Source organism: Phenylobacterium sp. (assembly GCF_004297125.1).
Classification (GTDB): domain Bacteria; phylum Pseudomonadota; class Alphaproteobacteria; order Caulobacterales; family Caulobacteraceae; genus Phenylobacterium.
In genome coordinates this window covers 152507-176611 of sequence record NZ_SCVD01000025.1, presented here as the reverse complement: position 1 = coordinate 176611, position 24105 = coordinate 152507, and the positions used below count along the sequence as shown (strand labels likewise).

Annotated in this window: 25 protein-coding genes and 1 tRNA gene; 13 read left to right on the top strand and 13 right to left on the bottom strand. The window is 69.6% G+C overall.

All coding sequences use genetic code 11. The features are described from left to right. Window positions 1–67: 67 nt before the first annotated feature. Window positions 68–1168: a DNA-processing protein DprA gene (dprA, locus tag EPO51_RS18490; protein WP_293353244.1), complete on the bottom strand. Its 1101-nt coding sequence runs from the start codon at window positions 1166–1168 to the stop codon at window positions 68–70. Beyond that, the gene (gene plsY, locus EPO51_RS18485; RefSeq protein WP_293353242.1) at window positions 1165–1818 is read right to left on the bottom strand and encodes a glycerol-3-phosphate 1-O-acyltransferase PlsY; all 654 of its coding nucleotides are present in this window, start codon (window positions 1816–1818) and stop codon (window positions 1165–1167) included. Before plsY ends, dprA begins: the two co-directional genes overlap by 4 nt. 396 nt (window positions 1819–2214) lie before the next feature. On the opposite strand from plsY, the gene EPO51_RS18480 reads away from it, so the two are divergent. Together EPO51_RS18480 and EPO51_RS18475 are read left to right on the top strand one after the other, a co-directional pair. After that, window positions 2215–3696 (top strand): methyl-accepting chemotaxis protein, encoded by a 1482-nt coding sequence (locus EPO51_RS18480; protein ID WP_293353240.1) that lies wholly within the window; start codon window positions 2215–2217, stop codon window positions 3694–3696. Next, window positions 3696–4160 carry a chemotaxis protein CheW gene (locus tag EPO51_RS18475; protein WP_293353238.1) on the top strand — a complete coding sequence of 155 codons (465 nt, stop codon included), beginning with the start codon at window positions 3696–3698 and terminating at the stop codon, window positions 4158–4160. The genes EPO51_RS18480 and EPO51_RS18475 overlap by 1 nt, the downstream gene beginning before the upstream one ends. 22 nt (window positions 4161–4182) lie before the next feature. Here the strand turns inward: EPO51_RS18475 and pyrC are convergent, their stop codons facing one another. Next, window positions 4183–5472 (bottom strand): dihydroorotase, encoded by a 1290-nt coding sequence (pyrC, locus tag EPO51_RS18470; RefSeq protein WP_293353237.1) that lies wholly within the window; start codon window positions 5470–5472, stop codon window positions 4183–4185. Beyond that, the gene (locus tag EPO51_RS18465) at window positions 5469–6449 is read right to left on the bottom strand and encodes an aspartate carbamoyltransferase catalytic subunit (RefSeq protein ID WP_293353235.1); all 981 of its coding nucleotides are present in this window, start codon (window positions 6447–6449) and stop codon (window positions 5469–5471) included. The genes pyrC and EPO51_RS18465 overlap by 4 nt, the downstream gene beginning before the upstream one ends. A gap of 139 nt (window positions 6450–6588) precedes the next feature. Between EPO51_RS18465 and EPO51_RS18460 the strand changes: the two genes are divergently transcribed. After that, window positions 6589–7095, top strand: a complete 507-nt coding sequence (locus EPO51_RS18460; RefSeq protein WP_293353233.1) for a DUF1993 domain-containing protein — start codon at window positions 6589–6591, stop codon at window positions 7093–7095. Between the two features lie 39 nt (window positions 7096–7134). Here EPO51_RS18460 and ruvX read toward each other — a convergent pair whose 3' ends face one another. Continuing rightward, window positions 7135–7608, bottom strand: coding sequence for a Holliday junction resolvase RuvX (gene ruvX / locus EPO51_RS18455; RefSeq protein WP_293353231.1), 474 nt, complete (start codon window positions 7606–7608; stop codon window positions 7135–7137). Between the two features lie 73 nt (window positions 7609–7681). On the opposite strand from ruvX, the gene gatC reads away from it, so the two are divergent. Further along, a complete protein-coding gene (gene gatC, locus EPO51_RS18450; RefSeq protein WP_293353229.1) occupies window positions 7682–7969 on the top strand; it encodes an Asp-tRNA(Asn)/Glu-tRNA(Gln) amidotransferase subunit GatC in 288 nt (95 codons plus the stop codon). A 2-nt stretch (window positions 7970–7971) separates the two neighbouring features. Beyond that, window positions 7972–9444, top strand: coding sequence for an Asp-tRNA(Asn)/Glu-tRNA(Gln) amidotransferase subunit GatA (gene gatA / locus EPO51_RS18445; protein WP_293353227.1), 1473 nt, complete (start codon window positions 7972–7974; stop codon window positions 9442–9444). Window positions 9445–9618: 174 nt separating this feature from the next. Here the strand turns inward: gatA and EPO51_RS18440 are convergent, their stop codons facing one another. Continuing rightward, complete coding sequence (locus EPO51_RS18440; RefSeq protein WP_293353225.1) at window positions 9619–9942, bottom strand: hypothetical protein; 324 nt, start codon at window positions 9940–9942, stop codon at window positions 9619–9621. Between the two features lie 129 nt (window positions 9943–10071). Between EPO51_RS18440 and gatB the strand changes: the two genes are divergently transcribed. Further along, the gene (gene gatB / locus EPO51_RS18435) at window positions 10072–11568 is read left to right on the top strand and encodes an Asp-tRNA(Asn)/Glu-tRNA(Gln) amidotransferase subunit GatB (RefSeq protein ID WP_293353223.1); all 1497 of its coding nucleotides are present in this window, start codon (window positions 10072–10074) and stop codon (window positions 11566–11568) included. Here the strand turns inward: gatB and EPO51_RS18430 are convergent. Then, the gene (locus EPO51_RS18430; protein ID WP_293353221.1) at window positions 11565–12113 is read right to left on the bottom strand and encodes an RcnB family protein; all 549 of its coding nucleotides are present in this window, start codon (window positions 12111–12113) and stop codon (window positions 11565–11567) included. The genes gatB and EPO51_RS18430 overlap by 4 nt on opposite strands. A 331-nt stretch (window positions 12114–12444) precedes the next feature. Here EPO51_RS18430 and EPO51_RS18425 point away from each other — a divergent pair, with 331 nt between their 5' ends. Further along, window positions 12445–12717 carry a sel1 repeat family protein gene (locus tag EPO51_RS18425; protein ID WP_293353219.1) on the top strand — a complete coding sequence of 91 codons (273 nt, stop codon included), beginning with the start codon at window positions 12445–12447 and terminating at the stop codon, window positions 12715–12717. A 154-nt stretch (window positions 12718–12871) separates the two neighbouring features. Next, window positions 12872–12961: transfer RNA gene (locus EPO51_RS18420), tRNA-Ser, on the top strand. A gap of 83 nt (window positions 12962–13044) precedes the next feature. Here the strand turns inward: EPO51_RS18420 and EPO51_RS18415 are convergent. After that, window positions 13045–13440: a hypothetical protein gene (locus tag EPO51_RS18415; RefSeq protein ID WP_293353217.1), complete on the bottom strand. Its 396-nt coding sequence runs from the start codon at window positions 13438–13440 to the stop codon at window positions 13045–13047. A gap of 76 nt (window positions 13441–13516) precedes the next feature. Next, the gene (locus EPO51_RS18410) at window positions 13517–13708 is read right to left on the bottom strand and encodes a hypothetical protein (RefSeq protein WP_293353215.1); all 192 of its coding nucleotides are present in this window, start codon (window positions 13706–13708) and stop codon (window positions 13517–13519) included. 187 nt (window positions 13709–13895) lie between these two features. Between EPO51_RS18410 and EPO51_RS18405 the strand changes: the two genes are divergently transcribed. Both EPO51_RS18405 and EPO51_RS18400 read left to right on the top strand, forming a co-directional pair. Continuing rightward, window positions 13896–15386 (top strand): flavin-containing monooxygenase, encoded by a 1491-nt coding sequence (locus EPO51_RS18405; protein ID WP_293353213.1) that lies wholly within the window; start codon window positions 13896–13898, stop codon window positions 15384–15386. A gap of 70 nt (window positions 15387–15456) precedes the next feature. Next, window positions 15457–15939 carry a hypothetical protein gene (locus EPO51_RS18400; protein ID WP_293353211.1) on the top strand — a complete coding sequence of 161 codons (483 nt, stop codon included), beginning with the start codon at window positions 15457–15459 and terminating at the stop codon, window positions 15937–15939. Window positions 15940–15950: 11 nt separating this feature from the next. On the opposite strand, the gene EPO51_RS18395 is transcribed toward EPO51_RS18400, so the two are convergent. Continuing rightward, window positions 15951–16181, bottom strand: a complete 231-nt coding sequence (locus tag EPO51_RS18395) for a hypothetical protein (protein WP_293353209.1) — start codon at window positions 16179–16181, stop codon at window positions 15951–15953. Window positions 16182–16279: 98 nt separating this feature from the next. On the opposite strand from EPO51_RS18395, the gene EPO51_RS18390 reads away from it, so the two are divergent. Both EPO51_RS18390 and EPO51_RS18385 read left to right on the top strand, forming a co-directional pair. Further along, window positions 16280–16894, top strand: a complete 615-nt coding sequence (locus tag EPO51_RS18390; RefSeq protein ID WP_293353207.1) for a glutathione S-transferase family protein — start codon at window positions 16280–16282, stop codon at window positions 16892–16894. Between the two features lie 33 nt (window positions 16895–16927). Further along, entirely contained in the window at window positions 16928–18373 is a 1446-nt protein-coding gene (locus EPO51_RS18385) for an MFS transporter (RefSeq protein ID WP_293353205.1), read from the top strand. Here the strand turns inward: EPO51_RS18385 and EPO51_RS18380 are convergent, their stop codons facing one another. Continuing rightward, window positions 18374–19933: a long-chain-fatty-acid--CoA ligase gene (locus tag EPO51_RS18380; RefSeq protein WP_293353203.1), complete on the bottom strand. Its 1560-nt coding sequence runs from the start codon at window positions 19931–19933 to the stop codon at window positions 18374–18376. A gap of 333 nt (window positions 19934–20266) precedes the next feature. Here EPO51_RS18380 and EPO51_RS18375 point away from each other — a divergent pair, with 333 nt between their 5' ends. Continuing rightward, on the top strand, window positions 20267–21790 hold the full coding sequence (locus tag EPO51_RS18375; protein ID WP_293353201.1) for a M10 family metallopeptidase C-terminal domain-containing protein: 1524 nt from the start codon (window positions 20267–20269) through the stop codon (window positions 21788–21790). On the opposite strand, the gene kynU is transcribed toward EPO51_RS18375, so the two are convergent. Both kynU and EPO51_RS18365 read right to left on the bottom strand, forming a co-directional pair. After that, window positions 21787–23013: a kynureninase gene (gene kynU / locus EPO51_RS18370; RefSeq protein WP_293353199.1), complete on the bottom strand. Its 1227-nt coding sequence runs from the start codon at window positions 23011–23013 to the stop codon at window positions 21787–21789. The genes EPO51_RS18375 and kynU overlap by 4 nt on opposite strands. Beyond that, the gene (locus EPO51_RS18365) at window positions 23010–24053 is read right to left on the bottom strand and encodes a tetratricopeptide repeat protein (protein WP_293353197.1); all 1044 of its coding nucleotides are present in this window, start codon (window positions 24051–24053) and stop codon (window positions 23010–23012) included. The genes kynU and EPO51_RS18365 overlap by 4 nt, the downstream gene beginning before the upstream one ends. Window positions 24054–24105 lie beyond the last annotated feature (52 nt).

Genomic DNA, 24105 nt, shown 5'->3' with positions numbered 1-24105 from the left:
GCGCGGAACGTGGGGGCGGTCCCTGCGGCGTGTCAACGGGCCGGATTCGCACAGTCGAGGCAGCCCCTTAAGGGGCTATTCCTTTCACGACCATGCCGCCCGGCAGCAAATCGGCCCTTCCGGCCAGCGCCAGCTCCATCAGGGCGGCGAAAACCGCGGGCGCGGGAGCCTGCGCGGCGCGCACCAGCTCGTCCCGTGAAACCGGGGTCGGCGACAGCAGTTCGGCCAGGCGTTCGCGCAAGGCCTCGTCGGCCTCGACGGGCTCATGGCGGAACGGCGTCCGCTCCGGTTCGCGGAATCCGCCGATGCCCTCCAGGGCGCGAAGTACGTCCTCGGCGCCCTCGCAGATCGCCGCCCCCTGGCGGATCAGGTCGTTGGTCCCCTTGGCGCGGGGATCCAGCGGCGAGCCGGGCACGGCCAGCACTTCGCGGCCCTGCTCGTTGGCCAGGCGCGCGGTGATCAGCGAGCCGGAGCGGAACTCGGCCTCGACCACCACCACGGCGCGGGACAGGCCGGCGATGATGCGGTTGCGGCGCGGGAAGTCGCGGGCCACCGCCGTGCGGCCGGGCTCGCTCTCCGACACCACGCAGCCCTGGGCGACGATCCGGGCGTAGAGGTCGCGGTGCTCGGGCGGATAGATGTCGTCGATCCCGCCCCCCAGGACGGCCACGGTCCCGGTGGGCAGGGAACCCTCGTGCGCGGCGGCGTCGATGCCGCGCGCCAGGCCCGAGACGATCACGTGCCCGGACTGCCCCAGCTCGGCGGCAAGGCCGCGGGCGAAGCGCTGGCCGGCGGCGGAGGCGACCCGCGCGCCCACGATCGCCACCGTCTGGCGGTCCAGGAGCCCGGGGTCGCCTCGCACCCAGATCAGCGGAGGGGGCGGATCCAGGGCCGCCAGCGCCTGGGGGAACTGCGGCTCGCACGCGCAGATCAGGCGCGCGCCCAGCGCGGCGCCATCCGCCAGCTCCTTTTCCGCCTGGGCCTCGGAAGGGATCCTGACGCCGCCCATCCGCCCGCCGCGCCGGGCCAGGTCGGGCAGGGCGGCCAGCGCCAGGGCCGCCTCGCCGAAGCGGGCGATGAGCTGGTCGAAGGTGACGGCGCCCACGTTCTCGGTGCGGGCCAGCCGCAGCCAGTCGCGCCGCTGGGCGTCGGAAAGCTCGCGGATCACGCCTCGGCGCTCTCCGCGGGCGTCTTGGACCCGCCGATCTTCGGCTCCTGGCCCTTGAGCAGGCGCCGCACGTTCTCGGAATGCCGCACCAGGACCAGCAGCGCCATGAACAGCGCCAGCAGCGCGATGGCTCCAGGCCGGCCTAGCCACAGCGCCACGAGCGGCGCCAGCGCCACGGCCACCAGCGCTGCGAGGGACGAGATGCGGAACAGGAAGGCCACGATCAGCCAGGTCGCCGCCGCCGCCAGGCCCACCGGCCAGGCGGCCGCCAGCATGGTCCCGAAGAAGGTCGCCACGCCCTTGCCGCCCTTGAAGCGCAGCCAGACGGGGAACAGGTGGCCCAGGAACGCCGCGCCGGCCGCCAGCGAGGTCAGCACCGCCTGCTGCTCCGCCGTGCCGTCACGCGTCGCCAGCCAGGCCAGCAGCACGGCCACCGCGCCCTTGCCGCCGTCGCCCAGCAGGGTGATCGCCGCCAGGTCCTTGCGGCCGGTCCGCAGCACGTTGGTCGCCCCGATGTTGCCGGAGCCGATCGAGCGCACGTCGCCCGCGCCGCCCAGCCGGGTGGCGATCACCCCGAAGGGGATGGACCCCAGCAGATAGCCGCCGACCAGCGCGGCGGCGATCATCGTGGCGCTCAAGGACTCGGACATGGACCCTCCTGTTGGGCGAGTCCTAGCGCGGCTCACGGGGCGCGTCAGCGCTCCTGGCGCCTTGGTCGGTCCCGCACCGCACGGACAGGCTAACGCGCCGAACATCTCTGCTCAAGAACAAAAAGTGAACCATCGCGGCGGCTCGACGCTCGCCCCTGGCATGCGCTGCCGGGATGTGGCGTATCGCGGGTTGTAGTAGAGCGGCGTACGACATTTGACCTATATCAATTCGGCGCGGCAATTTGTCCGGTTTCGCAGGTAAAACCGCGAAACGACCCAAAATGGGCAAGTACAATTCCCACAATTCAGTCCTGGTTAAAGGGTTGTGGGTGAACCCTGTTCGCACAACGAGGGCATCTCTCCGTCAGCTCTGGCGGGGAACCAGGAGGATTGACGATGAAGCTGTTTGGGGGGGCGTCGGACGCCAGGAAGGCGGAGGCGGCCCACGTTCGCAGCCTCGAAGGCATGGTCGCGGCGATCGAACGGTCGCAGGCCGTGATCGAGTTCGAACTCGACGGCACGATCATCCGCGCCAACAAGAACTTCCTGGACGCCCTGGGATATGTGGAGAGCGAAGTCGTCGGCCGCCGGCACGCCATATTCGTCGACCCGCAGGAAGCGAGCGGCCCCGCCTATCGCGAGTTCTGGCAGACCCTGAACCGGGGCGAGTTCGTCGCCACCAAGTTCCGCCGCATCGGCAAGGGTGGCCGCGAGGTCTGGATCCAGGCGTCGTACAACCCTGTCCTGGATCCGGCGGGCAAGCCCGTGCGGGTCGTGAAGTTCGCCACCGACATCACCGCCACCGAGCATGAGCGCATGCAGAACGACGCCGACCGGGCGGCGACCGAGAAGGAACAGTCCACCGTCGTTTCCACCCTGGGCGACGGACTGAAGCGTCTCTCCGAGGGCGACCTCACCGCCAGCATCACCGCCGACTTCCAGGGGTCCTACGCGCGGATCAAGGAGGACTTCAACAGCACGGCGTCCAGCCTGCGTTCCGCCATGGCGTCGGTCCTCAGCACCACCGCGGCGATCCGCAGCGGGGCCGACGAGATCTCGACGGCCTCGGACGACCTGTCGCGCCGCACCGAGCAGCAGGCGGCCAGCCTGGAGGAGACCGCCGCGGCGCTGGACGAGATCACCGCCACCGTCAAACGCAGCGCCGAGGGCGCGAAGGAGGCCTCCGAGGTAGCGTCCGGGGCGCGGACGGAAGCCGAGCGGTCGGGCGACGTCGTCCGCGACGCGGTCTCCGCGATCCACGACATCCAGCAGAGCTCGGCCAAGATCTCCAACATCATCGGGGTGATCGACGAGATCGCCTTCCAGACCAATCTTCTGGCGCTGAACGCCGGCGTCGAAGCGGCGCGGGCCGGGGAAGCGGGCAGGGGTTTCGCCGTCGTCGCCCAGGAAGTCCGGGCTCTGGCCCAGCGCTCGGCCGAGGCGGCCAAGGAGATCAAGACCCTCATCTCGTCGTCCGGCGCCCAGGTCGACCGGGGCGTGAAGCTGGTGACCGACACCGGCCACGCGCTGACGGCTATCGTCGAGCGGGTCGCCACCATCGACGGGCTGGTGTCGGAGATCGCCCAGTCGGCCCGGGAGCAGTCGACCGGCCTTGGTGAGGTGAACACGGCCGTCAATCAGATGGACCAGGTGACGCAGCAGAACGCCGCCATGGTCGAGGAAGCCACGGCGGCCTCGGCTCAGCTCAGGCGTGAAGCCGTCGAACTCGGCCAGCTGGTGGCGCGCTTCGATGTGGGTGACCGGGCCGCGGCGCCGGCCCGGCCCTCCGCGAGCGAACGCCCGCGCGCCGATGCGCCGGCCCTGCAGCGCAAGCTCCGCGCGGCGGTGGGCGGCCAGGGCGACTGGAACGAGTTCTGATGTCGGCGGCCCTGCAACGCCAGAGCGCGATCGAACTCATCCTGGTGGAGGTCGCGGGACACGAGTTCTGCATCGACATCCGGTCCGTTCGGGAGATCCGCGGCTACACGGCCTCCACGCCGCTGCCGCAGGCGCCGGAGTTCGTCCTGGGCGTGATCAACCTGCGCGGCGCGGTCATGCCGGTCATGGACCTGCGTGCGCGGCTGGGCCTCGGCCGGACCGAAGCCTCGGGGCGGCACGTGATCGTGGTCGTGCATCACGCGGACCGGCCTGCGGGCCTGCTGGTCGACGCCGTGCAGGAGACCATGATCTTCGACGAGGCCCAGCTGCAGTCGCCGCCCCGGTACGAGGGCGGTCCGACCGAGGCGTTCGTGGACGCCCTGATCCCGCTGGAAGGCCGTATCCTCGGTCGGCTGAACGTCCCGTCGCTGCTTCCGCAAGACGTGATGGACGCCGCCGCCTGACCGGGCGGCGCCGGGCCGGCGGCTAGGCTGAATACACCGTCCGCCCGTCCACGACCGTCCGCAGCACCTTGCCCTGCAGCCTGCGCCCGTCGAAGGGCGAGTTCTTCGACTTCGAGATCAGCTTGTCGGCGTCGATCACCACCGGCGCGTTCAGGTCGCACAGCACCAGGTCGGCCGGGGCGCCCTTGGCGATCCGCCCGGCCGGCAGCCCCAGCAGGTCAGCCGGCGCGCAGGTCACGGCGCGGATCAGGTCCATCAGCGGGATCTGGCCGTCGTGGTGGAAGGCGAGCAGGGCGGCCAGCAGGGTCTGCAGGCCCACCGCGCCGGGCGCCGCCTCGTCGTAGGGCAGGCGCTTGTCCTCGGCCGGGGCGGGCGCGTGGGCCGACACGATCACCTGGATCAGGCCCGACGCCACCGCCTCGATCACCGCCTGGCGGTCGTCCTCGGACCGGAGCGGCGGGTCCAGCTTGCAGAACGTGCGGTAGTCGCCGATGTCGATCTCGTTGAACGACAGGTGGTTGATCGAGGTGGTGGCCGTCACCGGCAGGCCGCGTTCGCGGCCGCGCCTCAGGCTCTCCAGGGCGCCGGCGGTGGTCACCTGGTCGACGATCAGCTGGGCGCCGGTCAGCTCTACCAGCGCCAGGTCGCGCTCCAGCATGATCTTCTCGGCGATGGCCGGCGCGGCGGGCAGGCCCATGCGGGCCGCGAACTCGCCCTCGCTGGCCGCGGTTCCGGCCGACAGCCACGGGTCGGCCGGCCGGTGCGCCACCGGAACCCCGAACGCCTTGGCGTAGCTCAGCACGCGCCGGAACACCTTGGAGTCCACGATCGGCCGGTCGGCGTCGGTCACATAGAGGCAGCCCGCCTCGTGCATCAGGCCGATCTCGGCCATCCGCTTGCCCTCGCAGCCCTTGGTGGCGGCGCCGGCGGGGTAGACGTTGACCAGCTCGATGTCGCGGGCCCGGCGCAGGATGAAATCCACCACCGACGGCTCGTCCATCACCGGATGGGTGTCCGGCTGCACCACGATGGTGGTGACCCCGCCGGCCGCGGCGGCCAGGGCGGCCGACTTCAGCGTCTCCTTGGGCTCCGAGCCCGGCTCGCCGGTCTTCACGCGGAGGTCGATCAGGCCCGGGATCAGCAGCGCGCCGCCGGCGTCGATCACCTCCACGTCGGCCGACAGCGAACCCAGCCCGCCGCCCTTGGCCACATCGGCGATCACGCCCTCGGTGACGATCACGGCCCCGGGGCCGTCGTAGCCGCTGGCCGGGTCGACGATCCGGGCGTTGGTGAAGGCGACCGGGCGGCTCATCGGTCGTTCTCCAGCCGGGCCGCCAGCGAAGTCAGGACGGCCATGCGCGCGGCCACGCCCATCTCCACCTGGTCCTGGATCAGGCTGACCGACAGGTCGTCGGCCACCTCGGAATCGATCTCCACCCCGCGGTTCATCGGCCCCGGGTGCATCACCCGCACGCCGGGCGAGGCCAGGGCCAGCTTCTCGCGGTCCAGGCCGTAGAAGCGGAAGTACTCGCGCTGCGACGGCGCCATCACCCCGTCCATCCGCTCGAGCTGCAGGCGCAGCATCATCACCACGTCGCAGCCGGCTATGCCCTTGCGCATGTCGTGGAAGACCTCGACGTTCCAGCGCTCGGCGGCGGCGGGGATCAGGGTGGGCGGGCCCACCAGCCGCACGTTGGCGCCCAGCATCTGCAGCATGGCGATGTTCGAGCGCGCCACGCGGCTGTGCAGGACGTCGCCGCAGATCGCCACCTGCAGGCCAGCGATGTAGCCGAAGGCGCGGCGCATGGAGAGCGCGTCCAGCAGCGCCTGCGTCGGGTGCTCGTGCTGGCCGTCGCCGGCGTTGACCACCGAACAGCCCACCTTCTGCGACAGCAGGCTGGCCGCCCCGGACGACGAATGGCGCACCACCAGCAGGTCCGGCTGCATGGCGTTCAGCGTCACCGCCGTGTCGATCAGGGTCTCCCCTTTGGAGATCGACGAACTGCGCGGGGACATGTTCACGACGTCGGCGCCCAGCCGCTTGCCGGCCAGCTCGAACGAGCTCTGGGTCCGGGTGGAGTTCTCGAAGAACAGGTTCATCAGCGTCCTGCCCTTGAGCAGGTCCAGCTTCTTCGAGGTCTGCCGGTTCAGGCTGACGAATCCGTCGGCCAGGTCCAGCAGATTGGCCACCTCGACCTCGTTGAGATCGGTGGCCGAAAGGAAATGCTTCTTGGGGAACGAGAAGGTCCGCTGCAGGACCTCGTTCAGACCGGGGGGCGCGGCGCTCATTAAAGCGCGGTCTTAGAGCGGCGAGGGCGGCAAGGGAAGCGAGCGCAACAGGTGATCCCCAACTTCGTGCTGCGCGAGCGTTGCGAAGCTTGGGCGGGCGTCCCTACATCGACCCCAACGACATCACCCAGGGGAAACCATGACCGTCTGCCTCTTCACCTTCGTCGACCTCTATTCCAAGGGCCTCGGCACGCTCGATCACCTGCTGACCAAGGGCGCCGAGTTCGCCAGGTCCAGGGGCGGGTCGGAGGCCGACATCCTGGATTGGCGGCTGATCGACGACATGAACCCGCTGCGCTTCCAGGCGATGGTGGTGATCAACTTCGCCAAGCAATGGCCGGCCCGCGCCGCCGGCCTGTCCGTCCCCGAGGCCATCGCCGAGGATCTCGACCTGGCCGGGTTCAAGGCGGCCATCGCCGAGGCCAAGGCCTATCTGGCGTCCCTGAAGGCCGAGCAGTTCGAGGGCCGCGACCAGGCGCCGATCACCTTCAACCTGGGCCAGTTCGAGCCGACCCTGCCGGCCGGGCAGTGGCTGTCCAGCTTCGCCACCACCAACTTCTATTTCCACCTGTCCACCGCCTACGGGATCCTCCGTCACAAGGGCGTCCAGATCGGCAAGCCCGACCTCTTCGCCGGCGGGCTGTGATCGCTCCTCCGCCGCACCGAAGAGTGGGGGAGGAGCGCGCTAGCCGCTCGCGTTCCTGAGGCGATCCAGCGCCCCCTGGAGGATCCACGCGGCGGCCGCCTTGTCGACCACCTCGGCGCGGCGCGCGCGGGTGGTGTCCGCCTCGTCGATCAGCATCCGGTTGACCGCCATCGACGACATGCGCTCGTCCCAGAAGGCGATCGGCAGGTCCTTCACCCGCAGGACGTTGCGGGCGAAGGCGCGGCAGGACTGCGCGCGCGCCCCCTCGGTGCCGTCCATGTTCACCGGCAGGCCGATGACGATCGCCTGCGCCTCGCGGCTCTCCATCAGCTTGGAGAGCGCCGCGAAGTCGTCGGTGAACTTGGTCTTGCGGATCAGGCTGAGCGGGCTCGCGATCGACCGACCGGCGTCCGAGACCGCCACGCCGATGGTCTTCTCGCCCAGGTCCAGGCCCACGACGGCGGCGTAGCGGGGCAGCAGGGCGGGCAGCTCAAGGAGATCAACGACAGCCATCGACCGCCTATAGCTTGCAAAGCAGGCCCTCGCACGGCTAACCCACGCCCTCTGGATTTATGGAGGGATGGTCATGGCCATCGACGCCGCGACCGTGCGCAAGGTCGCGAGGCTGGCGCGCATCGCCGAGCCCGAGGAAAAGCTGGAGCCGCTGGCCAGGGAGCTGAGCGGCATCATGAACTGGATCGAGCAGCTTTCCGAGGTGGATACCGACGGGGTCGAGCCCATGACCACCTCCGTGGCCATGAGCCTGCCCATGCGCGACGACGTCGTCACCGAGGGTGGCGACCCGGAAAAGGTGCTGCGCAACGCGCCGAAGACCGCCAAGGGCTTCTTCATCGTGCCGAAGGTGGTGGAATAGCCATGTCCGAACTCACCGGGCTCACGCTCAAGGCCGCCCTCGACGGGCTGGCGGACAAGAGTTTCTCCGCCGAGGAGATCACCAAGGCGCACCTCGGCGCCATCGAGGCGGCCAGCGCGCTGAACGCCTTCGTGGTCAACACCCCGGACAAGGCCGTCGAGATGGCCAGGGCCTCCGACGCCCGCCGGGCGAAGGGCGAGGCCGGTCCGCTGGACGGCGCGCCGCTGGGCATCAAGGACCTGTTCTGCACCGAGGGCGTCGAGTCGACCGCGGGCTCGATGATCCTGCGCGGCTTCAAGCCGGTCTACGAAAGCACCGTCACCTCGAACCTGTGGCGCGACGGCGCCGTCATGCTGGGCAAGCTCAACATGGACGAGTTCGCCATGGGCTCGTCCAACGAGACCTCGGCCTGGGGACCGGTAGTGAACCCCTGGCGCGCCAGGGGCGGCAACGCCGACCTGACCCCGGGCGGCTCGTCGGGCGGCTCGGCGGCGGCGGTGGCGGCGGAGCTCTGCCTGGGCGCCACGGCCACGGACACGGGCGGGTCGATCCGCCAACCGGCGGCCTTCACTGGGACGGTGGGCATCAAGCCGACCTACGGCCGGTGCTCGCGCTGGGGCATCGTCGCCTTCGCCTCGTCCCTGGACCAGGCCGGCCCGATGGCCCGCACGGTCGAGGACAGCGCCATCCTGCTGCGCTCGATGTCGGGCCACGACCCGAAGGACTCGACCAGCATCGACGCCGAAGTCCCTGATTTCGCAAGCTTCTGTGGCAAGTCGGTGAAGGGCCTGCGGGTCGGTATCCCGAAGGAATACCGCGTCGACGGCATGCCGCCCGAGATCGACGCCCTATGGGAGCAGGGCATCGCCTGGCTGAAGGAGGCCGGCTGCGAGATCGTCGAGGTCAGCCTGCCGCACACCAAGTACGCCCTGCCGGCCTATTACATCGTCGCGCCCGCCGAGGCGTCCTCGAACCTCGCCCGCTACGACGGCATGCGCTACGGCCTGCGGGTCGACGGGGCGAACCTCACCGAAACCTACGAGAAGACCCGCGCCGAGGGCTTCGGCGCCGAGGTGAAGCGCCGGATCCTGATCGGCACCTATGTGCTCTCGGCCGGCTACTACGACGCCTACTACCTGAAGGCCCTGAAGGTCCGCCGCCGCATCGCCGACGACTTCGACCAGGCCTGGCGGAAGGTCGACGCCCTGCTGACCCCGACCGCGCCGTCCGCCGCCTTCGCACTCGGCGAAAAGTCGGACGACCCGGTGGCCATGTACCTGAACGACATCTTCACGGTGACGGTGAACCTGGCCGGCCTGCCGGGCATGAGCGTGCCGGCCGGCCTCGACGCCCAGGGCCTGCCGCTGGGCCTGCAGCTCATCGGCCGCAACCTGGACGAAGGGACGCTGTTCTCGCTGGGCTCGGCTATCGAGAAGGCGGCCGACTTCCGGGCGAAGCCTCAGAAGTGGTGGTGATGTGAACGAGCTCCTCACCCGTCGCGAAGACGACGGGGGAGGGGGACCACGAAGTGGTGGAGGGGACGTGAAGCCCCAGGCTCGGAGCGGCGGCCTTGCGCCCCCTCCGTCTCGCGCCTTTCGGCGCGATCCACCTCCCCCGAAGTGTGTCCTTCGGGGGAGGAGCGACCAGTCCTACTTCAGCTTGTCGAATTCGGCCTGCAGCGCCTTCAGCTTGGCGTCGTCCAGGGCGCCTTGGCTCATCGGCGCGACCTGGGCCAGCGTCATGGTGGCGATCTGGTCGTAGAACTGCGGGATTTCCGGCAGGGCCTTTTCGAGCGTGGCCTTGGCGTCCGGGTTCTTGATGATGTCGCCGATCGGCGTGGTGTCCACCGAGATCTTGCCCTCGGCCGGAGCCGCCGCGGCTGCGGGGGCGGCGTCCTTGGGCGCGTCTTGGGCGAATGCCGGCGCGGCGACCGCGGCCACGGCGAGCGCGGCGGCGAGAGCGATAGTCTTCATGGGTGTTCCTCTTCCCCGGTCTAAGCGCCGTTAAGACGCTTCGAACTTTGAGTCTATTTCCGGGTATTTGCGCAAGAGGGCATCTGCGCGCGCTTCACGTTCCGCCCGCGCGGCGCTAGTACGCGGCCTATGAACGACGTGACCAACGCCAAGCTGATCCAGGGCCGCACCGGCCCGTGGGAAATCGTCCTCGGGCTTGAGGTCCACGCCCAGGTGGCCTCCAACGCCAAGCTGTTCTCCGGCGCCGCCGTCGGCGCGGGCGCGGCTCCGAACGCCCAGGTCAGCCTGGTGGACGCCGCCATGCCGGGCATGCTGCCGGTGATCAACCGCCATTGCGTGGAGCAGGCGATCAAGACCGGCCTGGGCCTGAAGGCGCAGATCAACGAATGGTCGCGCTTCGACCGGAAGAACTATTTCTACCCCGACCTGCCGCAGGGCTATCAGATCAGCCAGTTCAAGGACCCCATCGTCGGCGAGGGCGAGGTGATCGTCGAGCGCGACGACGGCTCCACCTTCACGGTGCGGATCGAGCGGCTGCACCTGGAGCAGGACGCCGGCAAGAGCCTGCACGACCAGGACCCCAACGCGACCTACGTCGACCTGAACCGCGCAGGCACCGCCCTGATGGAGATCGTGTCGCGGCCCGACATGCGCTCCTCGGAGGAGGCGGCGGCCTACGTCAAGAAGCTCAGGACCATCCTGATCTATCTCGGCACCTGCGACGGCGACATGGAGAAGGGCAACCTGCGCGCCGACGTGAACGTGTCGGTCTGCCGCCCCGGCGCCTACGAGAAGTACCGCGCGACCGGCGACTTCGGCCACCTGGGCACGCGCTGCGAGATCAAGAACGTCAACTCGTTCCGGTTCATCCAGCAGGCCATCGAGTACGAGGCGCGCCGCCAGATCGAAATCCTGGAGGACGGCGGCAAGATCGACCAGGAGACCCGCCTGTTCGACACCGTGAAGGGCGAGACGCGCTCCATGCGCTCGAAGGAGGAGGCGCACGACTACCGCTACTTCCCCGACCCCGACCTGTTGCCGCTGACGCTGGATCCGGCCTGGATCAAGCGCATCGAGGCCGGGCTGCCTGAACTTCCCGACGCCAAGAAGGCCCGCCTGCAATCGCAGTACGGGCTGTCGGCCTATGACGCCGGCGTGCTGATCATCGAGCAGGCCCGCGCCGACTTCTACGAGGCCGCCGCCAAGGGCCGCGACGCCAAGCTGACCGCCAACTGGGTGACCAACGACCTGGCCGCCCGGCTGACCGCCGGCGGCATCGACATCGAGAACAGCCCGATCGGGCCCGCCGCCATCGCCGAGCTGGTCCAGCTGATCGAGGAGGGCGTGATCTCGTCCAAGATCGCCAAGGACGTCTTCGAACGCATGTGGGCGGGCGAGGGCAGCGCCTCGGAGATCGTCGAGAAGCAGGGCCTGAAGCAGGTCAGCGACACCGGCGAGCTGGAAAAGATCATCGACGACCTGATCGCGGCCAACCCCGGCCAGGCGGCCCAGGTGAAGGAAAAGCCCCAGGCCATCGGCTGGTTCGTGGGCCAGGTGATGAAGGCCACCGGCGGCAAGGCCAACCCGGGCGTCATCAACCAGTTGCTCCGGAGCAAGCTGGGTTAGTTCACCCGGTCGAAGATCCGGCCGCTGCCACGCTCCACCAGGGCGAAGCCGTTGCCCATGCGCACCCAGTCGTAGCCCTGGGGCGGCGGCCGCAGGCGGTAGCGGCGGTAGTCGTCCACCACCCCGCCGCGGAAGCTGTCGGGCGCGTAGCCGCGCCGGGCGGCGACGCCGGGGGCCGGGCTCATGTAGTTCGGCCGGGGCCCTTCCATGTAGTTGGGGCGCGGCCGGTCGTCATATCGGCGAGGTTCCTCGTAGCGCGGGGGCGGGGCCTCGTAACGGCGCCGATCGCCTTCGTCATAGCGCCGGGGCGCCGGGGCCTGCCAGCGCGGGCCGCCGCGATCCTGAGCCTGGCGCTGGTCCTGACCCTCGCCGCGATCCTGGCCGCGGGGCTCCCCGCCGCGATCGGCCCGCGGGCCGCCGCCACGGCCCTCGTGACGCTCCGCGCGCCGGCCCTGGTCGCCGTCGCGGGCGAAGGCCGGGGCCGCCAGGGGCATGGCGGTCGCCACGCTGGCCGCCGCCGCCATCAAGAGGAGGACGCGTTTCATCTTGCGACGATTATCCCGGGGCGCGTCTGAACTCTCCCTGAACGCGCCGTTGTCATGGACTTCTCCTGCGCGGGGCCCGCCGACGGATCGCTAGGACACGGCGCCCGCCATAGATCAAGGTGATCGAGTCGGATGCAAGGGCCCCGTCCGGGCCCGCCCCCCGCTGAGGCGCGTTCATCGAACGGGTGCGGTCGAATGTCCCAGGGGCCATTCCTGACAATTGGACAACGACGCCTTTAACCATGTGTTCAGCCCAAAGTTGGTTCTCTTCGCTGGTAGGCCGGTGAAGGGTTCGAAAAGCGAGCCCGCCGACCTCGCAAGGAAGAAGACAATGCTGGCGAGCATCGACATGAAGTCCGATGGCCTGCCGCTGCCGACTCCGGAGGCGACGGGCGACGAATTGTTCCGCATGGGCCTGCTCTATTCGACGGGTCAGGGCGGGGCGCCGCTCGATTATGTTTCGGCGCACATGCTGTTCAACCTGGCGGCCATGCGCGGAAGCCTCGAAGCCAAGGTCTATCGCAAGGAGATCTCGGAAGAGATGGCGTCCGAAGACGTGGCCGAGGCCCAGCGCCAGGCGCGTCAATGGCTGGCCCAGGGCTGATCGCTTAACCACGCCCGAGCCCGGCGGCGATCGCCGGGCAGGGGTGTGAGACGCCGTGCGGCCCGACATGACGCGGGTCTGCGCAACCGGCTAGGCAGATCGCCCTTCGTCCGCTAATAACCGCCCTCCGCGGGAGCCTAGGCGCCTGCGACCCGGTGACGTGGCCGAGTGGCTGAAGGCAACGGTTTGCTAAATCGTCATACGTGAAAGCGTATCCAGGGTTCGAATCCCTGCGTCACCGCCATCTTTCCCCAGCTGTCTCGACGCTGGGGCGAACCCGGGATCCCGCAAGCCGCCGGTCGGCCGGGGCCGCGGATCAATCCAAGCTCATTTGCAGATGCGAGCCAGGCCTTCGCCCGTGCAGGTCTTGGCGGCCTCGAAGCCCGGCTGGACCGCCGCGCCGGTGTTGAACTGCGTCGAGCTGAAGAGTTGCGGCACGGCGCTGGGGTCGGCCTCGGGCGGGGCGATGCTCGGAGCGGCGCTCGCCGCCGGCGCCCACATCGACGCCGCCGGGGAACTGCCCGTCGACGCACCGGCGCCAACGGGCGCCGCGATCCCGTCGGCGGTGGGTTCCTGGAGATAATAGCTGGGCCTGGGCTTCGGCTTGGCCGGCGCAGACGCCTTGGGCGTCGGTGAGACGGACGGAAGGGGCTTCGAGGTCGACTGCGCCGAGGCGGCGGTCGCGATCAGGCCCACGGCGGCGGCGGCGATCCAGGTACGCATGCTCCAACCTCGCACGTCAGATATGAACGTAGCATGGCCACGACGGCGTGGCGCGAGTGAGGCGCGGGGCCGCGGCTCACCGGGTCAGGGCCATCCAGAGCGCCAGCAGGATCAGGGCCAGTACGCCGACCAGGGTCGTTCGCCACGACCGCAGCCGGCCCAATCTGCCGAACCGCCCGCGCTCCGACTGACGGCGCGCCGCCAGCTCCTGGAGCGAGGGCTGGCGCCGCCGCTGCGCCGGCGTTCTGTCGTCCAAGCGATCGACCATGGCGTATCCCCGCGGTGAGGACGCCCCTGTGACCGGCATTGGCGGCCGGAGAGGGGCGGGATATCGGCGAAAGTGGACAACCTCCGAGCCCCGGCGTCCCGGGCTTGACCCCGCGTCACGATTCCCGCTGGTAAGTGATCGGTGTTCAGTTATTTTGCGTCCAAAGAACCAAAGGGGCGGATTTCGCATGACGACCGAGCACTTCGACGTGGTGATCGTTGGGGCCGGGCTTTCCGGCGTGGGCGCGGGCTATCATCTGAAGACCGCCTGCCCGGACCGGTCGTTCGCCATCCTCGAAGGCCGCGATGCCATCGGCGGCACCTGGGACCTGTTCCGCTATCCGGGCATCCGCTCGGACAGCGACATGTACACCCTGGGCTACGCCTTCAAGCCGTGGACCGAGGCCAAGGCCATCGCCGACGGCCCCTCGATCCTGAACTACGTGCGGACCACGGCGGCCGAGAACGGCATCGACCGCCACATCCGCTATGGCCACATGGTCAAGCGCGTAAGCTGGTCCACCGAGGCCGCGGCCTGGACGGTCGAGGCCGAGGTCGCCGGCAAGACCCAGCGCTTCACCTGCAGCTTCCTGTTCCTCTGCGGCGGCTACTATTCCTACGAGGGCGGCTACACCCCCGACTTCCCGGGCGTCGAGAGCTTCAAGGGCGCCCTGGTCCACCCGCAGAAGTGGCCCAAGGATCTCGACTATTCCGGAAAGAAGGTCGTGGTGATCGGCTCGGGCGCCACGGCGGTGACCCTGGTGCCGGAGATGGCCAAGACCGCCGCCCACGTCACCATGCTGCAGCGCTCACCCACCTACGTCGTCAGCCGCCCGGCCGAGGACAAGATGGCCAACGCCCTGCGCAAGTGGCTGCCGGGCAAGCTGGCCTATGACATCGTCCGGTGGCGCAACGTCCTGTTCGGCATGTACTTCTTCAAGATGGCCCGCGAGAAGCCGGCCGCCGTGAAGGCCAACATCCTGAAGATGGTCCGCGAGCAACTCGGCCCCGACTACGACGTCGATAAGCACTTCACGCCCACCTACAACCCCTGGGACCAGCGCCTCTGTCTCGTGCCGGACGCCGACATGTTCCAGCAGATCCGGGCCGGCCGGGCCTCCGTGGTCACCGACCACATCGCGACCTTCACCGAGACGGGCATCCGGCTGACCTCGGGCCAGGAGCTGGAGGCCGACGTCGTGGTCAGCGCCACCGGCCTGGTCCTCGAGGTCTGGAACGGCGTCGAGGTCAGCGTCGACGGCCGGCGCGTGGATGCGTCCCAGACGCTCTCTTACAAGGGCATGATGTACGAAGGCGTGCCGAACATGGCCTCGGCCTTCGGCTACACCAACGCCTCCTGGACGCTGAAGTGCGACCTGACGTGCGAGTACGTCTGCCGCGTGCTGAACCACATGAAGAAGACCGGCCTGCGTCAGGCGACGCCGGTCAATACCGACCCGTCCGTCCAGTTCGAGCCGTGGCTGGACTTCTCGTCCGGCTACGTCCAGCGGGCCATGGCGAAGTTCCCGAAACAGGGGAACAAGGCCCCGTGGCGCCTGGACCAGAACTACGCCAAGGACCTGATGAACCTGCGCTACGCCAAGCTGGACGACGGCGTCCTGCGCTTCACCAACCGCGTCGGCGAAGCCGCCAAGGCGCCGGAGAAGATTGCGGCCTGAGGTTTTCCGTAGCGTCCCGCGCCGCTGCGCTTTACGAATGTAATTCGCAGTGGTTCGCGGAGTCTCCTGAATGCGGGTGCGCAAGCGGCGTCTGACCAATGGCCAGAAGGTCACCCTCGGCGTCGCGGCGGCGATCGCGGTGGGGCTTCCGGGCTGGTTCCTGTCGCAGAGCTATCTGGGCAAGCGGGACGCCGCGCTCTTCCTGGCCCGTGAAGCCACGGTCGATGGGCCGCCATGCCCCAGCCTGACCAAGGCCCAGTTCGAGGCGCGCGGCCTCAAGGTCAAGAAGGCCACCCTCTATGAAGGCGTCACCTTCGCCCGCCAGTTCGGCCACATGGACTGTCGCTCCCTGCGCTACGGCGCGGGTTGGGGGACCGAGGTCTATCCCGTCTGCCAGTTCACCAGCCCCAGGTCGCTGAAGGTCACCACCCCCAAGGGCGAATGGTATTTCGACCCCGGCCCCGGCCAGCCGGCGACCGTCGGCGCGCCGCACGGTCAGGCGCGTTGCGTCATGGCCTCGAACTTCAACATGAAGAACCTGACGTCCCGATAGACGCCGGGACCCTAGTGGGCGTGGCAGTCCGCCAGGCCACGATCGGGTTTGGGCAGGGGGGCCTCGGCGCCGCCTGCGCCGCCGCGGGGCCGGCGGGAGGTCACGAAGTGATCGAAATCCGAAGGGGGATTGCGAATGGGCCACGCCTTGGGCCGCGAAAGCTGAGCCTTCAGGCGCGACATGAGATCGTCGAGACTCTCGTCCGAGCCCGTCAGATCCTGGCGGAAACTGCGCTCTTGCATGGGCGCTGCTTATACGCCTTCCAGGCGAGTGATTCCACCCCGCGGCCGTGCCACGATGCTAGACAGGATCACGTATTCGAGAACAGGGAAGGGGAACCATGAAACTGTACAATTCGATCGGCCCGAATCCGCGCGTCGTGAAGATGTTCCTGGCCGAGAAGGGCCTGGACGTCGAACGGATCGAGGTGGACCTGCGGGCCGGCGAGAACCGCCGCGAGCCCTTTCTGGCGGTCAATCCGGCCGGCCAGACCCCGGCCCTCGCGCTGGAGAGCGGCGCGGTCGTCACCGAGGTCACCGCCATCTGCGAGTACCTTGAGGAGATCACACCCAACCCGCCGCTGATCGGCACGAACGCCGAGGAGCGCGCCAACACGCGCATGTGGACCCGCCGCGTCGACCTCAAGGTCTGCGAGCCCCTGGCCAACGGTTTCCGGTTCGCCGAGGGCCTGGCGATGTTCGAGCCGCGCATGCTGTGCGTGCCCGAGGCCGCGCCCGGGCTGAAGGCCATGGCCCAGGACGGTGTCGCCTGGCTCGACGCCAACATGGTCGGCCCCTGGGTCGCCGGCGGTCGTTTCACCCTGGCCGACATCCTGCTGTTCGCCTTCCTCGACTTCGGCGGCGCGGTGGGACAGCCCCTGGATCCGAAGTTCGCCCGGATCGGGGACTGGTTCGCCCGGGTGAAGGCGCGGCCCAGCGCCGCGGCCAGCGCCTGAGATCCAAACCGCCGCTGAGGGATTGATCGCCTGATGCCACAGCCTCCGGCGGCCCCGACGGCCGACACCGACGCCCAACCGGCCCCGGCGACGCCCGACGGCCTGCCGACGCCCCGCCGCTACTGGTCGGTGGCGGCGATCTGGCTGGGCATGACCATGTCGGTGCTGGACGGGGCCATCGCCAACGTGGCCCTGCCCACCATCGCGGGCGAGCTTGACGCCAGCGCCGCCTCGTCGATCTGGATCGTCAACGCCTACCAGCTGGCGATCACGGTCACCCTGCTGCCGCTGGCCGCGCTCGGCGACCGCCTGGGCTACCGGCGGGTCTACGTGGCGGGGCTGGCGGTCTTCACCCTGGGCTCCCTGGGCTGCGCCCTGTCCCACACTCTGGCGGAGCTCACCGCCGCGCGGGTGCTCCAGGGCCTGGGCGCGGGCGGGATCATGAGCATCAGTTCGGCCCTCGTCCGCTTCACCTATCCGAAGCGGCTGCTGGGCCGTGGCATCGGGCTCAACGCCCTGGTGATCTCGGTGTCCGCCGCCATCGGCCCCACGGTGGCCGCCGCCATCCTGGCGCGGGCCTCCTGGGAGTGGCTGTTCGCCATCAACGTGCCCATCGGCGTCCTGGCCATCGCCATGGCCAGCCGCGCCCTGCCGGTGACCGAGGGATCCCCGCGCCGGTTCGACTGGGTTTCGGCCCTGCTGAACGCCCTGACCTTCGGTTTCCTCATCACCGGCGCGGAGAGCGTGGCGCGCGAAGGGCTTGCGGCCGGCCTGTGGAAGCTGGGCGTGGGCGCCGCGGCCGGCGTCGTCCTGGTGCGGCGCGAACTGAGCCGCGAGGCGCCCCTGGTGCCCTTCGACCTGCTGCGGATCCCGATCTTCGGCCTGTCGATCGCCACCTCGATCGTCTCGTTCGCCGCCCAGATGATGGCCTTCGTGGGCCTGCCCTTCTATTTCCAGACCGTGCTGGGCAAGAGCGCCGTGGCCACCGGGCTGCTGATGACGCCCTGGCCCGTGGCCGTGGGCGTCGCCGCGCCCATCGCCGGGCGCCTGGCGGACCGCTATCGCGCCGGCGCCCTGGGCGGCGCAGGGCTCGCCGTCCTGGCGGTGGGTCTCTTCGCGCTGTCGCTGGTGCGGCCCGGCGCGTCGGACCTCGACATCGCCTGGCGGATGGCGCTGTGCGGCCTGGGCTTCGGCTTCTTCCAGTCACCCAATAACCGCGCGATGCTCACCTCGGCCCCCATGCACCGCAGCGGGGCGGCGGGCGGGGCGCTGGCGACGGCGCGACTGCTGGGCCAGACGGTCGGCGCCGTGACCACGGCGGTGTTCTTCCACATGGGGGGCGCCCATGCGGCGACGACCGCCCTGGCGACGGCGTCGGTTCTGGCCCTGCTGGCGGCGCTGGTCAGCCTCTCGCGTCTGAAATTGGCCCCGCGCCCGCGGCCGGAACCGCTCGACCGCGGGGCCGACGTCGCCGCCTAGCTACCCGACCTTGCGGTCGCGGCCCTCCCAGTAGGGCTTGCGCAGCTCGCGTCGCAGCACCTTGCCGGAGGGGTTGCGGGGCAGGGCGTCCACGAAGTCCACGGTCTTCGGGGCCTTGTAGGCGGCGATCCGCTCGCGGGCGTAGGCGATGATCGCGGCGGGGTCCGGCGCCTGGCCCGGCGCGGCCACCACGATGGCCTTCACCGCCTCGCCCCAGCGCTCGTCGGGCACTCCGATCACGGCGGCGTCCGCCACGCCCGGGCAGCCCAGGATCGCGTTCTCCACCTCGGCCGGATAGACGTTCTCGCCCCCCGACACGATCATGTCCTTGACCCGGTCGTGGACGAAGAAGAAGCCGCTCTCGTCCATGAAGCCCGCGTCACCGGTCCGCAGCCAGCCGTCGGGCCGGATCGTCTCGGCCGTGGCCTCGGGGCGGTTCCAGTAGCCGGCCATGACGATCGGCCCGCGGATCTCGATCTCGCCGATCTCGCCCTGTGGAACCTCGTTGCCCTGCTCGTCGGCGATCCGCGTCTCCAGCGTCGCCCACGGCCGGCCGCAGGAGCGCAGCAGCTCGCCCGCGTGCTCGGACGGCGCCAGGGTCGTGCCCGCGCCGGTGGTCTCGGTCATGCCGTAGAACTGGATGAAGCCGCAGCCGAAGGTCTTGGTCGCCCTGGCCAGCACCGCCTCGGAGATCGGCGAGGCGCCGTAGGACACGGTCCTCAGGCTGGAGAAGTCCGCCTGCTCCACGCCGGGCGTCTGCAGCAGGGCGTTGATCATCACCGGCGCCAGGAAGACGTGGGCGACCCGTTCCTCGCCGAACGCCTTCAGCACGGCGGCGGGGGCGAACTCGGCCTGCAGCACGATCCGCCCGCCGGCGGCGAGCCCCGAGAAGCTGATGTTGGTCCCGGCCACGTGGAACATCGGCATCAGGATCAGCACCGTATCGTCGGCGCCGTACGAGAACCCGTCCACTAGGTGGCGCAGGCCCAGGAAGGCCGAGTAGTTGGCGTTGGTCAGCCGCACGCCCTTGGGCAGGCCCGTGGTGCCCGAGGTATAGAGCTGCAGCACGTCGTCCGTGGCCTGCGGCGCCTCCAGCTTCGGCGCCGGAGCGGCGTCGCGCAGGGCTGCGTAGCTCTCGAAGACAGGGTGCTCGCCGCCGACCGCGATCACCTTGACCGGCCGCCCGGCATGCTCGGCCACCGTCACCGCGCATTCGAAGAACTCGGGCGTCACCAGGAACACGCCGGCGCTGGAGTCCTTGAGGATGAAGGCGATCTCCGGGATCGCCAGCCGCGAGTTGATCGGGGCGAAGCAGGCGCGCGCCTTGGCGACGCCGAAGAAGATCTCGTACCAGGCCTCCGACGGGCGCCCCAGCCAGGCGACGCGGTCGCCGGGCTTCACGCCCGCGGCCTGCAGCAGGCCCGCCACCTGGCTCGATCGCCGGTCCAGCTCGGCGTAGGTCAGGTCGCGTCCTTCGAAGTGGACGGCGACCTTGTCGCCGCGGGTGCGTCCATGCACCGCCGGAATGTCGGTCAAAAGCTTGATGGGGTCGTCTGTCATGCCCGTCGCGTTTCCTGGCGGGCTTGTGGCCGCCCGCCCGCGCATTGCTATCCGAGCCGCGGGGCGACGCCAATCGGAACGCAACGTCAGCCTGTTGCGTCGCTGCGCATCCAGTAAGAAATAATGTTATTTCCAGAAGGGTAGATACGAGCGTAACCGTAGGACAAGGCGGGAGAACATTTGCACATGATGGGTACTCGCCGCAACGAATCTTCTCTGTTGTCAAACCTGGTAGGGAGAAGGAACCCTATCAGCTCATCTTGACGTGGCCCGCCTAATCCATTGCGCGGGAAGAACACGCCGAGGATGGAAAAATACAGAGGAGACACAGGTATGGGTGGCGCATCGAACCCGATGTACGGGTACACGTTGGAGGCGGGGGTCCCAACGGAGAGCGAGCTGAATGCTTCCGTCGATCCCTTGGCGGGGGGTGAGCTCCGCGATAAGCCGATCTGGACGCCGGACGACATCGCGGCCTGGCTGAACCGGTCGGGGTTCGCCTGGGACGCCTCCGAACTCAAGGACGGCGTCCTGACCTACGGCTTCTACAGCGGGCCGCACACGACGGGCGTCTACAACAATCCGCACGGCGCGGCCGAAACCTACGGCTACTCGCCCCTGAACGCGGACCAGCAGGATGCGGCCCGGCTGGCGCTGGCCTACTGGGACGACCTGATCTCGATCAACTTCCGGGAGCAGTCGAACGGCCAGGGCAACTGGGACATGGCCTTCGCCTCGACCACGACCGGTCCGGGGCAGGCCTGGGCCTACCTGCCGCACGGCAACGCCTACGGCGCGCAGTACCAGCACATCCAGGGCGACGTATGGGTTAATCCCGGTCCGGTGAGCGGCGTCCAGCTTACGACCGGATTCTATGGCCTGCAGACCTTCACCCACGAGATCGGCCACGCCCTGGGGCTGTCGCACCCCGGCGATTACGACGCCAGCGACGACACGCCGCTGACCTACGATCTGGCCGACTATTACCAGGACTCCCGCCAGTACACGGTCATGTCGTACTGGGACGCCTATGAGACGGGGGCCCAGCACATCGACTGGAACCTGATGCGGTTCGTCTACTCGTCGACGCCCCTGGTCCACGACATAGCCGCGATCCAGGCGATCTACGGCGTCGACACCACGACCCGCACGGGCGACACGGTGTACGGCTTCAACTCGTCGGCCGACCTGGCCGACCGCCCCGCCTTCCAGCTCGGTCCCAACGAGTTGGCGCCGGTCTTCACGATCTGGGACGCCGGCGGCAAGGACACGCTGGACCTGTCGGGCTATTCGACGCCGTCGTTCATTGACCTGAACCCCGGATCGTTCTCCAGCGCTGGCGGCTCGGAGACCTTCCTGACGCTCGAGCAGATCAACGCCAACAACGCCGCGGCGGGCCTGCCGGCGCGCAGCCAGTTCCTCTACGACGTCTACAACAACGGCGTGGACGGCACGAACGGCGGCGAGAGCTGGCGCGAGATCGCCGGCGTCACCAATCCGCTGATGCATGACAACATCAGCATCGCCTACGGCGCCTGGATCGAGAACGCCGTCGGCGGGTCCGGGGACGACACCATCGTCGGCAACGCGGTGGACAATCGCCTCACGGGCGGCGAGGGCGACGACCAGTTCGTGTTCGCATCGAACGCGGGCAAGGACGTCGTCGTCGACTTCCGGGCCGGCGGCGGCGCCGACGTCATCGACCTCACCGCGGTGGCCGACCTGGACGACTGGGCCGACGTACAGGCCTTGATCACCTCCAGCGCGGCCGGCGCCGTCATCCACCTCGGGGCCGGGACGGTCACCCTGGCCGGAATCTCGGCGGCCAGCCTGGGCGCTTCGGACTTCCTGTTCTAGGTCACGGCCGAGCGGGTGCGGAACCCGGGCGCCTCGTACGCCCGGGTCTCCAGCACGTCGCGCAGGATCTCCGCGGCGTCCCACACCTCCGCGTGGCTCAGGTAGAGCGGCGAGAAGCCGAAGCGGGCGATGTCCGGCTCGCGGAAGTCGCCGATTACGCCGCGGGCGATCATCGCCTGGACCAGGGCGTAGGCGTCCGGGTGGGCGAACGAGACGTGCAGCCCGCGCCGCTCCATCTCGCGCGGGCCGGTCAGGGCCAGGCCGTGGCCGGCGCAGCGGCGCTCCACGAGGTCGATGAACAGCCGGCACAGCGACTGGCCCTTGGCCTCCACCGCCCGGGGATCGGCCTCGAGCTGCAGGTCCAGCCCGGCCTCCAGCGCCGCCAGCCCCAGGATCGGCGGCGTGCCGCACAGCATGGCGCGGATGTCGGACGACGGCCGATAGCGGTCCTCGAACGCGAAGGGCTCGGCATGGCCCATCCAGCCGGACAGCGGCGAGCGGATCGCCCCCTGATGGCGCTCGGCGACGAACAGGAACGCCGGCGCGCCGGGGCCGCCGTTCAGGTACTTGTAGCTGCACCCGACCGCGAGGTCGGCGCCCGCGCCGTTGAGGTCGCAAGCCACCGCGCCGGCGGTGTGGCACAGGTCCCAGAGCATCAGCGCGCCCCGGGCCTGCACCGCCGCGGTCACCGCCGCCATGTCCCAGCGCCGGGCGGTCTTGTAGTGAACGTGGGTCAGCACGACCGCGGCCGTGTCGTCGTCCACCGCGTGGAGGACCTGCTCCGGCGGCAGCGCCTTCAGCGTGGCGCCCGCCATCGCGCAGACCCCCTCCAGCACATAGACGTCTGTCGGGAAATTGCCGGTCTCGGTGACGATCGTCCTGCGGCCCGGCCGCAGCGACAGCGCGCCGGCCGCCAGTTTGAAGAGGTTCACCGAGGTTGAATCGGCCACCGCCACCTCGTTCGGCCCGGCGCCGACCAGCCGCGCGACCTTGCCGCCCAGCCGCTGCGGCGCCTCGATCCAGCCGGCGGCGTTCCAGCTGGTGATCAGCCCCTGGCCCCACTCCTGGCGCACGGCGCGCTCCACCCCCGCAGCCGCCGCGCGGGGCAGGGGGCCCAGGGAATTGCCGTCCAGGTAAATCACGCCCGCGGGCAGGTCGAAGGCCTCGCGGAACCGCGCCAGCGGGTCGACCGCGTCCAGGGCCTCGGCGTCGGCCCGGGTCATGCGGCGAGCCCCAGGGCCCGAAGATCCTCGGTCATCTTGCGCACGATCGAACCCCACTTTCCGGGCGTCGCCTGGCGATAGAGCCGGGCCGACGGGTACCAGGGGCTGTCGCTGCGGCCCCGCAGCCAGCGCCAGTCGGTCTCGACGGCCGGCAGCAGGATCCAGACCGGCTTGCCCATGGCGCCGGCCAGGTGCGCCACCGCGGTGTCGACGCTGATCACCAGGTCCAGGCCGGCGATGATCTCGGCGGTGTCCTGGAAGTCCTGCGCCCCGGTGTCCTCTGGCGCGAGGCTGCGGCCCAGGGCCAGGACCTGTTGCGCCGTCTCGGGCGGCAGGGAGCGGAACCGGTCGTTCGTGTGGGTGGTGCTGCCCCGGACCACCACGCCCACGCCGCCGCCGGCCGGCGCCGGCCCGCCGGGCAGGTACGGCGCCCCGGGAATCGTCTCCACGCTCAGCCCCAGGTGCTGCGGCAGCGAGAAGATCAGCGACCAGTAGTCCGCCTTCGGGATGGCGCCGCCGGGGATCGGGACCAGATCGACGCCGAGCGGATTGAGCAGCCGCACCAGGGACGGCGCGCAGGCATAGCTCACCTTCGCGCCGCGAGCCTGCAGCACCGGTACGAAGCGCGCGAACTGGATCTGGTCGCCCAGGCCCTGTTCCAGGATCACCAGGATATGCTTGCCGGCCAGGTCCTCGCCCTTCCATTCCGGGAAGGAGAGGTTCGGCCGGGTGATGTTCAGTTCCGGCAGTTCGCGGCGCGCCTCCATCAGCGGCCAGCCCTCGGCATAGTCCCCGCCGCCCAGCAGCAGCATCCCCAGGCTATGGCGCGGCGAAGGGCACGTCGGGTCGGCCTTCAACGCCGTCCGGAACGCGATCTCCGCCTCCTTGAACCGCTGGGTTTTGGCGTAGACGACCCCCAGGTTGTGGTAGGCCCACAGCGGCTTGGCCCGCGCCAGCGAGCGGTAGCGCCGTTCCGCCTCGGCGAAGTTGCCGGCCATCTGCGCGGCGTTCGCCTGCTTGAACATGGCGTCGATCGACATTGCCCTGCCTTAGCAGACTGACGACGCGCTTCCACCTGTCAGAGCAAGCTGG